This window comes from Chryseobacterium sp. POL2 (assembly GCF_011058315.1).
In the GTDB taxonomy this organism is placed as follows: Bacteria; Bacteroidota; Bacteroidia; order Flavobacteriales; family Weeksellaceae; genus Soonwooa.
Window position 1 is genome coordinate 294,725 of record NZ_CP049298.1, and the last position, 13,519, is coordinate 308,243.

At 36.0% G+C, this 13,519-nt stretch carries 14 protein-coding genes; 12 read left to right on the plus strand and 2 right to left on the minus strand.

Annotation, left to right across the window (positions count from 1 at the left end; all coding sequences use genetic code 11):
- Positions 1-34 precede the first annotated feature (34 nt).
- Both G6R40_RS01275 and G6R40_RS01280 read left to right on the plus strand, forming a co-directional pair.
- Positions 35-1,654 (plus strand): 2-oxo acid dehydrogenase subunit E2, encoded by a 1,620-nt coding sequence (locus G6R40_RS01275; RefSeq protein WP_165130807.1) that lies wholly within the window; start codon positions 35-37, stop codon positions 1,652-1,654.
- An 87-nt stretch (positions 1,655-1,741) separates the two neighbouring features.
- Positions 1,742-2,458 (plus strand): DUF2490 domain-containing protein, encoded by a 717-nt coding sequence (locus G6R40_RS01280; RefSeq protein ID WP_165130809.1) that lies wholly within the window; start codon positions 1,742-1,744, stop codon positions 2,456-2,458.
- On the opposite strand, the gene G6R40_RS01285 is transcribed toward G6R40_RS01280, so the two are convergent.
- The gene (locus tag G6R40_RS01285; protein WP_165130811.1) at positions 2,455-2,913 is read right to left on the minus strand and encodes a phosphohydrolase; all 459 of its coding nucleotides are present in this window, start codon (positions 2,911-2,913) and stop codon (positions 2,455-2,457) included. The two genes, G6R40_RS01280 and G6R40_RS01285, sit on opposite strands and share 4 nt — an antisense overlap.
- Positions 2,914-3,163: 250 nt before the next feature.
- The gene (locus tag G6R40_RS01290; RefSeq protein ID WP_165130813.1) at positions 3,164-4,777 is read right to left on the minus strand and encodes a M1 family metallopeptidase; all 1,614 of its coding nucleotides are present in this window, start codon (positions 4,775-4,777) and stop codon (positions 3,164-3,166) included.
- 183 nt (positions 4,778-4,960) lie between these two features.
- Between G6R40_RS01290 and G6R40_RS01295 the strand changes: the two genes are divergently transcribed.
- The 10 genes from G6R40_RS01295 to gcvP all read left to right on the plus strand — a co-directional run bounded on the left by G6R40_RS01295 (position 4,961) and on the right by gcvP (position 13,514).
- Entirely contained in the window at positions 4,961-5,377 is a 417-nt protein-coding gene (locus G6R40_RS01295) for an SRPBCC family protein (protein WP_165130815.1), read from the plus strand.
- Between the two features lie 35 nt (positions 5,378-5,412).
- Entirely contained in the window at positions 5,413-6,261 is an 849-nt protein-coding gene (locus G6R40_RS01300) for a VOC family protein (RefSeq protein ID WP_228455889.1), read from the plus strand.
- A 25-nt stretch (positions 6,262-6,286) separates the two neighbouring features.
- Positions 6,287-7,063 carry an alpha/beta fold hydrolase gene (locus tag G6R40_RS01305; protein WP_165130817.1) on the plus strand — a complete coding sequence of 259 codons (777 nt, stop codon included), beginning with the start codon at positions 6,287-6,289 and terminating at the stop codon, positions 7,061-7,063.
- 23 nt (positions 7,064-7,086) lie between these two features.
- On the plus strand, positions 7,087-7,497 hold the full coding sequence (locus tag G6R40_RS01310; protein ID WP_165130819.1) for a VOC family protein: 411 nt from the start codon (positions 7,087-7,089) through the stop codon (positions 7,495-7,497).
- A gap of 174 nt (positions 7,498-7,671) precedes the next feature.
- The gene (locus tag G6R40_RS15075; RefSeq protein WP_228455890.1) at positions 7,672-7,932 is read left to right on the plus strand and encodes a VOC family protein; all 261 of its coding nucleotides are present in this window, start codon (positions 7,672-7,674) and stop codon (positions 7,930-7,932) included.
- A 21-nt stretch (positions 7,933-7,953) separates the two neighbouring features.
- Positions 7,954-8,394: an SRPBCC family protein gene (locus G6R40_RS01320; protein ID WP_165130821.1), complete on the plus strand. Its 441-nt coding sequence runs from the start codon at positions 7,954-7,956 to the stop codon at positions 8,392-8,394.
- Between the two features lie 4 nt (positions 8,395-8,398).
- The gene (locus G6R40_RS01325; RefSeq protein ID WP_165130823.1) at positions 8,399-8,923 is read left to right on the plus strand and encodes a DinB family protein; all 525 of its coding nucleotides are present in this window, start codon (positions 8,399-8,401) and stop codon (positions 8,921-8,923) included.
- 60 nt (positions 8,924-8,983) lie between these two features.
- A complete protein-coding gene (locus G6R40_RS01330) occupies positions 8,984-9,421 on the plus strand; it encodes a VOC family protein (RefSeq protein WP_165130825.1) in 438 nt (145 codons plus the stop codon).
- Between the two features lie 78 nt (positions 9,422-9,499).
- Entirely contained in the window at positions 9,500-10,156 is a 657-nt protein-coding gene (locus G6R40_RS01335) for a J domain-containing protein (RefSeq protein ID WP_165130827.1), read from the plus strand.
- A 502-nt stretch (positions 10,157-10,658) separates the two neighbouring features.
- On the plus strand, positions 10,659-13,514 hold the full coding sequence (gcvP, locus tag G6R40_RS01340) for an aminomethyl-transferring glycine dehydrogenase (RefSeq protein WP_165130829.1): 2,856 nt from the start codon (positions 10,659-10,661) through the stop codon (positions 13,512-13,514).
- Positions 13,515-13,519 lie beyond the last annotated feature (5 nt).

A 13,519-nucleotide genomic window follows, 5' to 3' on the forward strand; every position in this document is an offset into this window, starting at 1 on the left:
AATCTCAAATCTCGAATCTCAAATCAATATAATTATGGCTGAAGTAATCACAATGCCGCGTCTGTCCGATACTATGACAGAAGGAAAAGTTTCCAAATGGCACAAAAAAGTTGGAGACGCAGTTAAAGAAGGCGATATCTTAGCAGAAATTGAAACAGATAAAGCTGTACAAGATTTTGAATCTGAATTAAACGGAACTTTATTATATATCGGTGTTGAAGAAGGTGCGCAAGCACCTGTTGACAATGTTTTAGCAATTATTGGTAATCAAGGAGAAGATATCTCTGCACTTATCGGTGGCGGTCAAATGCCTGCAAATAATGATGCTAAAGTAGAAGAAAAAACATCAGGAGCTGAGCCTGTTGCAAACGAGGTTGCGACAACTGCAGAAATGCCAGCAGGTGTTGAAATTATTACAATGCCAAGACTTTCTGATACCATGACAGAAGGTAAAGTTGCGAAATGGCATAAGAATGTTGGCGATGCTGTTAAAGAAGGTGACATCTTAGCAGAAATCGAAACGGATAAAGCGGTTCAGGATTTTGAATCTGAGTTTAACGGAACTTTATTATACCAAGGTGTTGCAGAAAATGATGCTGCAGAAGTGGACAAAATTTTAGCAATCATTGGCCCTGCTGGGACAGATGTATCTGCAATTGTGGCAGGAGGTAGCAAACCTGTAGCTGCAACGATGTCTAATGCTCCAAAAGATACTGCTACGCCAACGGGGTCAACCCAAACTTCAACCTCTCCAGCTACAACATCTTCTAACGGAAGTCGTGTTCATATTTCACCTCTAGCTAAAAAAATGGCCGAGGATAAAGGTATTGACATTCAGTCTGTACAAGGTTCTGGCGAAGGTGGACGTATCGTAAAAAAAGATATTGAAAATTATCAAGCGCCAGCGGCACAAACTTCTGCATCACCTGCTCCAAAAGTAGTTGCTGCTCCAGCGGTTAATTTCGTGGCAGGAGAAGATACAGAAACCGTTAACTCTCAAGTTAGAAATGTTATTGCAAAACGCCTAGCTGAAAGCAAATTTACAGCACCGCATTACTATCTAATGGTAGAAATTAACATGGATAAAGCCATCCAAGCGCGTAAAGAAATCAACAGCATTCCAGATACGAAAGTGTCTTTTAATGATATGGTGATTAAAGCAACAGCCATGGCTTTAAGAAAACATCCTCAGGTTAATTCTTCATGGGCTGGTGATAAAATCATTCACCATGCTAATATCAATGTTGGCGTGGCGGTAGCAATTCCTGACGGATTAGTTGTTCCTGTATTGAAAAATGCAGATTATATGAACTATACTCAGATTTCTGCTTCGGTAAAAGATATGGCTTCTAGAGCTAAAAATAAAGGTCTTAAAGCTAATGAAATGGAAGGTTCTACATTCTCAGTTTCTAACTTAGGAATGTTCGGGATTGAAACCTTTACATCAATTATCAACCAACCAAACTCAGCAATTCTTTCAGTAGGTGCTATCATCGAGAAGCCTATTGTAAAAGATGGTCAAATCGTTGTTGGTAATACTATGAAGTTATCTTTGGCATGCGACCATAGAGTGGTAGATGGTGCAACAGGTGCAGAATTCTTACAAACATTAAGGTTGTATTTAGAAAATCCATTATCTCTTTTGTTGGGCTAACTTGGGAGCTAAATACTTATGATATAAATCCTTTCGATTTTCGGAAGGATTTTTTTTGAATTCTAAAAAATAGAATAAATTTGCAACATGAAAAAATTACTCCTTCCATTTGTAATAATCTTAGGAATTGTCGCGCAGGCTCAAAACAAAGAAAATCTTTCAGGATTTAATATGCTTTCTTTTACGTATAAATTTGCCCCAAAATGGATGGCTTATGTAGAACTTCAGACACGCTCAATTGAAGATTATACTTATATCGATTACTACGAAACCAAAGGAGGAGTTGGCTATAGTATTAATAAAAACAATCAAGCATTTATAGGTGTAGGACGTTACGGAACTTATAAAAAGCACAAAATAAGCCAAGAAGAACACCGCGTTTGGTTACAATATACATTGACAAATCGTATCAAAAGTTTAAAGTTCGATCACCGTCTGAGGGCAGAACAACGTTTTTTTCACAATGCTATTACGGACGAAAATACGAATACACAGCGCTATCGTTATAGACTAAGTGCGACTTTGCCACTTAATAATACCAAAGTCCAACCAGGAACTATTTTTGCAAATGCTTTTGAAGAAGTTTTTGTTGGACCACAGGATCAATTTTTCAAAAGAAGTAGGACTTTTGCAGGAATTGGCTACCAATTCAATGATAATATGAATGCCACTTCAGGTTATATGTTCCAAAGAGAATTTGCTTCCAAAGGCAATACCACTTTACATTTCTTGTATTTTGCCCTCAATTTTACGATAGACCCTTCGGATGACGAAAGAGATATCCATATTCCAATGGCTGATTAATAAGTGCTCGTAAGATATTGATAAGCAGTTAGATATTTGTTAAGACGTTTTAGGTCTTTACTTTCTATGGGTCTTGTGAAACGGCGAAGATCCATATTGTCTTTCAAATCATTGATTTTGACTTTTACTGCCAACGGATTTTTTTCAATACGTTTGATAAAATCATCATAATTTTCTTGCAATTCGGGATCTCCATTATCGCGTTTGGTTAAGCATTCCACAGCCTCGACAATATAAGCCGGAAATCCTTGTTCCAAAAGGTATTCAAACGAAAATTGGGGATGATCTTCTACCACATCATGCAACGCGCCAACTATTTTTTCATCAATGGTTTTGCCCGCTTCCATAACACGGAAAACGTGTCCTAGATAGGGCGCATCGTATTTGTCAGTTTGTCTTTTGTGGGCTTTTTGTGCAATTTTAATTGCTTTATAAAGTAATTGAATATCTGCCATTAGATAAGTGTGACTTATGGATTATTTGCTAGTTATTTTTTGGTGAAATAGTTTTTATTTTCGAGACTTTTATCAAACTCAGATTTTTTTAACCAACAGATTTTAGAACGAATGTAATAATTAATACTTTCATAATCCTATTTTATAAAAGTAAAGTTATAAAATTGACTTATTAGATAATCGTTTTTATAAAATATTTATCCAAAAAAACGCCAATCTGTAGGAGTGACGTTATTTCTGTTTTTAAGATTTATAATTTATTATATAAAATGTAATAGTTTTTGCTAAATTCTACTGGTTGAAAAGATTTTAATTCCGTTGTTTGCCAAGTGTCTTTAGGAATGATGCTTTCTCCTGAAGGAAGATAAAGCGGCATAGTAAATCCTTTAATTGTATGTGTCCAGCGGTATTCTAGTTTAGTTCCATTTTGTTTATATTCCAAAGTTGGGATATAGGTTGTTGTTAAATATTGATCAAAAATCGACTGTAAATTAATCCCCGATTTTTGAATGAAATAATTTTCAATTTGCTTTCCTGTAACGGTTTGGTGGTAAAAATCTTTGTTAAGTCCTCGTAGTATTTGACGGAATTTTTCATCGTCATTTATTACTTGTCGGATGGTGTGCAACATATTTGCGCCTTTGTAATACATATCGCCACTGCCTTCGTGTCGAACACCAAATTTTCCAATAATAGGTCGGTCATTTTGTATGGCTTTTCTGGTTCCTATCACATAAGCATTGGCATCTTCTTTTCCAAAAAGGCTTTCGGTGTACAGCGTTTCCGAATAACTTGTGAAAGCCTCATGGATCCACATATCGGCTTGGTCTTTCGCTGTAATATTATTGGCGAACCATTCGTGTCCAGATTCATGAATGATAATAAAATCCCATTTTAGCCCAACGCCAGAACCAGAAAGATCGCGACCCAGATAGCCGTTTTCAAATCGGTTTCCATAGGCGACATTGCTTTGGTGCTCCATACCAAGATGTGGCGACTCCACAATTTTGTAAGAATCCTCATAAAATGGATAAGCACCGAACCAATATTCGAAAGACTTCATCATAGGTTTGACCTGAGAAAATTGCTTCTTGGCTTTATCAAGATTGTAGTCCAAAACCCAATAGCTAAGATCTAATTTTCCTTTTTCACCATCAAAAGTTTCATTAAAATTAACATATTTTCCGATGGATGGAATAATAGAGTAAGCATTGATTGGATTTTTAACTTCCCACAAATACGATGTTTTTTTACCTAATTTTTTTGTTTCTATAAGTTTTCCGTTGGCAACGCCGACCAAATCTTTTGATGTTATAATTTTAAAACTAATGCCATAATCTGGTTCGTCCTCCCAAATATCTTTGCAAGGTAACCAAATGCTCGCGCCAATCCCTTCGTCTGCAGCGGTCATCCAAGGATTTCCGTTGTTGTCTGTTGTGAAAATCCAGCCGCCATCCCAAGGGGCTTTTTGGGCTATTACAGGATTGCCCTCGTAGTCAATGGTAATGCTAAGTTTTTCACCTTTTTTAAATGTCCTTTTTGTGGGAATAAAAATAAAATCATCTTCATGCTTGTAAGTTGTGTTCTTGGCAAAACTGCTTTTTAGTTTTGCTGTTTTCATCGGTTGTTGAAGATCAATTTGGAAAGTTGGATTAACCACATCTGTAGTAATCTCAAAACTGATTTTGTTACTCCCTTTTATGCTTTTTGTTTGATAATCAGCTTCCAGAGTGATGTCGTATTTTTTAACGTCCCAAAAATTACGGTATTCTGTATTAGAACCCTTTAAAGTGTCTTGTTTGGTAAAATTCTGTCCAAAGATGCCAATCGATACAAAACTTAATAATAGTGCTGTTTTAGTCATAGTTACAAAAATAAGAGGTTTCTAAAAACCGCTTAAAGTTACAAATCATTTTATTTTGGCGTGGTCATAAATTTTGTTAAAAGAAAATTAAATTGTCTTATGACAAGTTTAGCTAAATCATTATTTAATTAAATTTGATTTAATAATATTTACAAATAATAGTATTTTTTATAATCTTGAATTATGGATAAAATATTAGTAAAAATAGAGATTAATAAACCAATTAACCAAGTTTGGGAAAGTTACAATGAGCCAAAACATATTACAAAATGGTGTTTTGCAAATGACGATTGGCATTGTCCGCATTCAGAAAATGATTTGAGAACAGGTGGCGCTTTCAAATCCCGAATGGAGGCAAAAGATGGAAGTTTTGGTTTTGACTTTGGCGGTATTTATGACGAAGTGAAAACCTTGGAACGTATACAATACCGCATGGAAGACGGTCGAGAGGTGGAAACTTGTTTTTCAAAATTGGATGCCAATCGTACAGAAATTGTTCAACAATTCGATCCAGAAATCGAAAATCCCGAGGAAATGCAACGCGAAGGTTGGCAAGCAATTCTTAATAATTTTAAGAAATATACCGAAACCGAATTTTAATTCAAAACAATCAACTCAGGTAAAAAAATAAAATTATGATTAGTTCTAATATATTTCCTTGTTTTTGGTTTAATGCTAATGGCAAGGAAGCAGCGGAAAAATACAGCAATTTGTTCCCAAATACCAAGATTACAGTAGATACGCCGATGGTCATTATGCTTGATATGAATGGTCAACAAATGATGTTGCTGAATGGCGGACCGACTTTTCAACCCAATCCAAGTATTTCGTTGATGGTGATGTGTGATACACCAGAAGAAGTTGAAAAATATTACAAAGCACTTTCACAAAATGGCGAAATTTTGATGGACTTGGGCGCTTATCCTTGGAGTGAAAAATATGCGTGGATTTCTGATGAATACGGGGTGAGTTGGCAATTTTATCTCGGTGAGCATAAGGGACAAAAATTTGTACCGACTTTAATGTATATCCAACAAAATAATGGAAAATGTCGCGAAGCTATGTCGCTTTATACTTCGGTTTTTCCAAATTCTAAAATCGATGGAATTATGGATCATCAAGAAGGCGATTTGAAAGGAATGATCGCGCATGCGCAGTTCACAATCGACGATTATTCGTTGTATGCGATGGATGGCGGAACGATGCATGATTTTAATTTTTCAGAAGGTGTTTCGATTGTTGTGATGACGTCAAATCAAGAAGAAACCGACAGATATTGGAACGCGTTAACAGCAAATGCTGGACAAGAAAGTATGTGCGGTTGGCTGAAAGATCCTTATGGCGTTAGCTGGCAAATTACACCGCGCCGATTGATTGAATTGACGAATGATGCGGATTCTGAAAAAGCCAAAAAAGTTTTTGATGCAATGCTTAAAATGAAAAAAATTATCATTGCAGACCTCGAAATGGCTTATTCATCTTAAATGTAAATTCGAATAAATAAAAAAAATGTCACCAAAAGAATCTGGTTTTAAGCAAGTTAATAGCATTAATCTCTATTACGAAATCTATGGAGAAGGAAAAACTTTGGTACTGATTCATGGCGGTGGCGGTTCTATTGTAAACGATTTTGGGCTAGTAATTCCTGTCCTTTCAAAATATTATAAAGTCCTAGGAATCGACTTGCAAAATCATGGTAGAAGCGATCATAGATCTACTCCTGAAACTTTTGAACAAGACGCAGACGATGTTGCGGAACTTTTAGAACAACTGGATATTTCAAGTGCTTCTTTTCTAGGATTCAGCAATGGAGGAAATACTGTGATGCAGATTGCGTATCGGCACCCAAAACTAGTGGAAAAATTGATTATAGGATCCGCCTTTTATAAACAGGAAGGCATGATTCCTAATTTTTTCAAAGATTTTGAACATGTAAGTTTAGAAATGATGCCAAAGTCCCTGCAAGATAATTTTTTACAATTAAATCCTAGTAATGAGAAACTTCTTAATATGTTCGAAAAAGACAGCCAAAGGATGAAAAATTTTAAAAATTGGGACGAGGACATTTTGAAATCCATTCAAGCGAAAACCTTGCTGATAAATGGAGCACAAGATATTGTTTTGAATGAACATATTTTGGAAATGAATCAGTTAATTCCGAATTCCGAAGTTTTGATTTTACCAGCAACTCATGGCGCATATCTAATGCCCGATTTTGAGGGGAAGATTAATCACAAGTTAATTGATTGTACAACCGAAAAGATTCTTTCTTTTCTTGAGAATTAAATATAACGACAAACAATATAGCTGTGTCAATCACTCGAATTTATGTCAATTTGCCCGTGAAAGATGTCCAAAAAACAAGAACGTTTTGGGTGAAATTAGGATTTTCTATTGACGAACTTTATTCTAACGAAAACGGAATTTGCGTCGTCATGAAAGAGGAAAACATCTATGTTATGTTTTTGTTAGAAACTTTTTTCCAGACGTTTACAGACAGGCCAATTGCGAAAGGCGATACAACGCAAACACTTCTTGCAATCTGTGTTAATACGAGAGAAGAAGTGGACAATATGCTAGATATAGCCATAGAAAACGGTGGCTCATCATATAGTGGGGCACGCGATTATAGTTGGATGTACCAACGTGTATTTACGGATATCGATGGACATCAGTGGGAAGTTTTCTTTATGGACGCCTCTCAGTTTCCAAAAGAATAATATTGTAATTTAAAAAAAAGGACAATGACTATTAGCGAAGTTTACATCAATTTGCCAATTAAAGACGTGTAAAAGACAAAAGAATTTTGGTCAAAGTTAGGTTTTCAAATCAATGAACAATTTTCTGATGACAAAGCTGTTTGCGTGGTTTTTAAAGAAAATAGTATTTCTGCTATGTTTTTGATCGAGGACTATTTCGAAACATTCTCCGAAAAACCAGTCGCAAAAGGCGACACAACGCAGGTTTTGGTCGCTATTTCGTTAGGTAGCCGCGAAGAAGTTGATAAAGTCGTTAATACTGCTTTGCAAAACGGCGCTTATCAACACGAAGAACCACAAGACGATGGCTGGATGTATCAAAATTCGTTTTGGGATATCAACGGTCATGGCTGGAATATTATTTTCGCTGACGTTTCGAAACTTCCAAAAGGATAATTTAATCTAGAAAAAAAACTTATGAAACATTTAAAATACAGCATCGAGATAGATGCGCCAAAAGAAAAAGTTTGGGATGTTCTTTGGAATACCAAAACTTATAATCAATGGACAGCTTTTTTCTCGCCAGGATCAAGTTTTGAGACCGATTGGAAAGTTGGCGGCGATACAAGATTTATAGACGCAGATTCCAAAGATGGGATGATTAGCACTATTAAAGAATTAAAAGAAAATGAACTTGTCAATTTTGAACACCTCGGTATGATAAAAGATGGCATTGTTGACAAAGATTCCGACGAAGTAAAACAGTGGTCTGGCATAACAGAGCGTTATGAACTTATCGACAACAATGGAAAAACACAGCTCAATGTTGATACCAAAACCAGTGATGATTATGTCGATTTTATGAATCAAGGTTTTGAAAAAGGATTGAATAAAATTAAAGAACTTTCTGAACAATAATCTCATGGATACACCCAAATCACAGAAATTAGAAATTATTCTTCCAGCTTACAGAATGCATTCGCAGAATTTTATAAATGTTCTCGATACAGTTTCTGAAGAAGATGCTTTGAAAAGAATTGAAGATAAAACCAATCATATTATCTGGATGGCAGGTAATTTTGTGAACATACGTTATGGTATGGCTTGGGTTTTGGGACTTCGCGAAGAAGATCCTTATTCTGATTTGTTTTTTCAAGGAAAAACTTTGAACACCGAATTAAAATACCCAAGTTTGGAAGCATTAAAAAAGAACTTTCATCATATCTCGCCTTTGGTTTATCAAAAACTTTTGGAAGCAACAGACGAAGATTTGGACAAGATGTTTCCTATGGGGATGAACATTGATTTCTGCATAGAAAACACTCTCAATTTCGTGGGAATGTGTATTAGCAGAGAAGATTATCTGTGTGGACAACTCGGGCTCATGCGAAAACTCTTAGGTTACGAAGGCATGAAGTACGAGATTCATTCAGAAATTAAATATTAAAACAAGGCTATGTTTAGTCTGTTAACTTTAATCACTAATATAACGTTAAATCATAAAACTATGGCAAAATTAAATTCGTACCTCAATTTTGATGGTCAAGCAGAAGAAGCATTCAATTTTTACAAATCCGTTTTCGGAGGCGAATTTGCTGGAGAAATCCACAGAATGGGCAATGCTCCAGGAATGGAGCAACTTTCCGAAGATTCAAAAAAACGTGTCATGCACATTGCTTTGCCAATTGGCGGCGACCTTTTGATGGGCTCGGATACCATTCCAGAATTCGGGCAAGCTTTGGTAAAAGGCAATAACAATTATGTTTCTATTTTTCCAGAATCCCGAGAAGATGCCGAACGTATTTTCAATGGACTTTCTGCTGGAGGCAAAATAGAAATGCCATTAGAGGATCAGTTTTGGGGTGATTATTTTGGAAGTTTCGAAGATAAATTCGGAATTGGCTGGATGGTAAATTACAGCAATGACGCTGGCTACGAAGGATAATTTTTTATTTAAAACTAAAAAAATACAGAAACGAAGGGAAATCTCTCTTCGTTTTTTTAATTTTGTCCAAGTTATCAGATGAAGGACTATTACTATTTTCTTGGTATTTCTCAAGATGCTTCTGCGGAAGACATCAAAAAAGTCTATCGAAAATTGTCAATGAAATACCATCCTGATAAAAATGATAACGATGATTTTTTCGAGTTGCGGTTCCGAGAAGTTCAGGAAGCTTATGAAGTTTTAATTGATACCGAACGTCGCAGATCTTACGATGAGCAGCTGAATAGCGCGCACCAGAATATAAAATCTAAACTTCCTCCAAAAATCCAGAAATTCCATTCCGACAAAATTAGAGCAAGATTAGGCGATGAGATCCGATTGTATTGGCAAACTTATGACGCCGATTTGGTGAAGATTTTACCTTTTGGTTTAGAAAAAGCGAGTGGTGAAAGACGTTTCAAAATAACGCAGTTTGATAGTCAGGGAAAATTTCAACTATTGTTACATGCGACCAATACAAGTTTACACAAAACCGTGGTACAGGCGATTACGATTACAAAATTGGGCGAAAATGAAGTAGAGGAGAAGCCCGAAAGAAAACAGCGACTAGAAAATCCGCGTCAAGAAGATAAGGTGAAAACCACTGAAAGGAAAAGTCAGACTGAGATTTTAAAAATCATCAGTTTCGTATTATTTGTTGTCATTGTTTTATTATTTGCAAAGAAATGCTTCTAAGCCATTTTGGCTCTTCCAGGACATTTTTTGCAACGTTTTCCTTTTTTAAACTTTTTGCAACAATTTTTTTTACTACAAAACATTTCATCACTTGCTGAAAATGCAGGTGTCAAAGCTGGAACTTTAAAAGCAATAATTGGCTGATTCATAATGCAAATATAAATTAATTTAGAATAATTACAAACAATACTTTTATTAATTCTAAATAGCATTATAAGATTTTTGTCATGTCATAAATACTTTTGGTAGTTTGGTAAAAGTTGATTTTTAAAAGTTTTTAAGCATTTGTCAATTCATAATTGATGTACAATTTTTAGTTTGTTTGAATTTTTATTATTTAATAATAGATTTCAGTCATAATTTAAGACATACTTTGTGGTTTTTTTGAAATGATGAAATTCATGTTTTCAATTGTTATGTTATCAATAATAGGCTTTGAGATTTCTGTTATTTATCGTAAATTTACACGCATTAATTTGATAATTTCTAATAAAAAGTATAGATGAATACACAGCAGTTTGTGAACCGTCACATTAGCCTGAATGACGCTGACAAAGCGGCAATGTTAAAAAGAATAGGCGTTGATTCTATTGAAGAACTCATTTCGCAAACCATTCCAGATGCCATCCGTTTAGAAAAAGATTTAGAGATTTCGGAAGCTCTTTCGGAGTACGAAATGCTTTTACATTCTAAAGACTTGGCTTCGCAAAATGCGATGTTCGATAATTACATTGGATTTGGATATCATAACACGATTTTGCCATCGGCAATACAAAGGAATATCTTAGAAAATCCATCTTGGTACACAGCTTACACACCATATCAGGCAGAAATTGCACAAGGTCGTCTAGAAGCTTTGCTTAACTTCCAAACGGTAGTTTGTGATTTGACCGGTTTTCAGTTGGCTAATGCATCATTGCTAGATGAGTCTACTGCGGCTGCAGAAGCTATGCACATGTTTTTCAACAACAGAACTAAAGATCAAAAGAAAAGTAATGCGATTAAGTTTTTTGTTTCGGATTTAGTTTTACCTCAAACGATTTCGGTTCTTAAAACCAAAGCAGAAGGTTTAGGAATTGACTTGGTTGTTGGTAATTATGAAGAACAACTTAACGATTCTTACTATGGTGTATTATTGCAGTATCCAGGGAAGAACGGCATTGTTATAGACTATACAGAAAAAATCGCGGAGTATAAAACATTAGACCTACAAGTGGTTGTAGCTTGTGATCCAATGGCGTTGGTGAAATTAAAATCGCCAGCTTCTATGGGCGCAGATTGTGCCGTTGGTACCACGCAACGTTTCGGAATTCCTATGGGGTATGGTGGCCCTCACGCGGCATTTTATGCTTGTAAAGAAGATTACAAAAGAGATATTCCTGGTCGTATCATAGGGGTTTCTCAAGATATATATGGAAGACGTGCGCTTCGTATGGCTTTACAAACGAGAGAGCAACATATCAAACGAGAGAAAGCAACTTCCAACATTTGCACAGCGCAAGTATTATTAGCCGTTATGGCAGGGATGTATGCGGTTTATCATGGGCCTCAAGGTTTAGATTTTATCGCAAATCAAATTCATTACAAAACGAATGCGCTAAAAAGCACATTGCAAATTTTAGGTTATGATGTGGTTGCAGAACCTGTTTTTGACACTGTTAAATTCAGAATGCAAGAGGAGGAAAAAACGGCTTTACGTATGTTGATGCTTGATCATAAGATTAACCTTAACTATTTCACAGAAGGTTTTGTAAGCATTGCTATTAACGAAACAAGCACACTTGCTAAACTTCAGAAATTAGTTAATACGCTTGCAAGCTTTAAGGGCAAACAAGCTTATCAATTAGAATTAAAAGAAGAAATTTCGATTCCTGCGGATATGCTTAGAAAAGACGAAATTCTAAAAGAAGAAGTCTTTAACAAATACCATACAGAAACCGAATTAATGCGTTATATTAAACGTCTAGAACGTAAAGATTTATCATTAACACACTCGATGATTTCTCTAGGTTCTTGTACAATGAAACTGAATGCTGCAACAGAAATGTTGCCTTTATCTTGGCCAGAATGGGGAAGTGTTCACCCATTTGTACCAAGAGATCAAGCAGCAGGTTACCAAAAATTAATTCAAGAATTAGAAAAAGATTTAGCTGAAATTACTGGTTTTGCAGGAACTTCACTTCAACCAAATTCTGGTGCGCAAGGAGAATACGCAGGACTTATGGTAATCCGCGAATATCATAAATCAAGAGGCGAACATCACAGAAATGTCGTTGTAATTCCACAATCTGCTCATGGTACCAACCCAGCTTCGGCAGCGATGGCAGGAATGAAAATCGTTGTGGTTAAAAACTTAGAAAACGGAGAAATTGATTTTGAAGATCTAAAAGCTAAAGTTGAGCAACACTCAGAAAATCTTTCGGCGATTATGATTACTTATCCGTCAACCTACGGATTCTTCGATAAAAACGTGAAAGAAATTACAGAACTTATCCACGCACATGGCGGACAAGTCTATATGGATGGCGCGAATATGAATGCGCAAGTAGGTTTCACAAGTCCAGGTAATATCGGGGCAGACGTTTGTCACCTTAACTTACACAAAACTTTTGCGATTCCTCATGGTGGCGGCGGTCCAGGCGTTGGCCCAATCTGTGTGGCAGAACATTTGGTGCCATTCTTACCGAGCAATGCCAATATCCAAACGGGTGGAAAAGAGGCGATTGATGCTATTTCTGCAGCGCCTTATGGTTCAGGTTTAATTCTTAATATTTCTTATGCTTACATCAAAATGTTAGGAACTTATGGTCTTAAAAAATCAACAGAGCATGCGATTCTTAATGCTAATTATCTGAAAGAAATTTTGGCAGATCATTTCCCAATTTTATATTCGAATGAAAATGGAAAAGTAGCTCACGAATGTATCGTTGATTTCCGCCAATTCAAAGCTTTAGGAATTGAGGTTGCTGATGTTGCAAAGCGTTTGATGGACTACGGATTCCATGCGCCAACAGTTAGTTTCCCAGTAGCTGGAACTTTAATGATTGAACCAACAGAATCTGAAAGTAAAGCAGAAATCGACAGATTCGCGGAAGCGCTAATCGCAATCAAACATGAGATTGACGAAATTGCAAATGGTGAAGCGGACAAAGACAACAATGTCTTGAAAAATGCACCACACACAGAGCAAGTTATTATTTCTGACGCTTGGGACAAACCTTATGGTAGAGAGAAAGCGGCTTATCCATTGGATTGGGTACGCGATCACAAATTCTTTGCAACCGTATCAAGAATTGATGAAGCTTATGGTGACAGAAACTTAATCTGTACTTGTGAGCCAATTGAAGCTTATATGTAAAATTG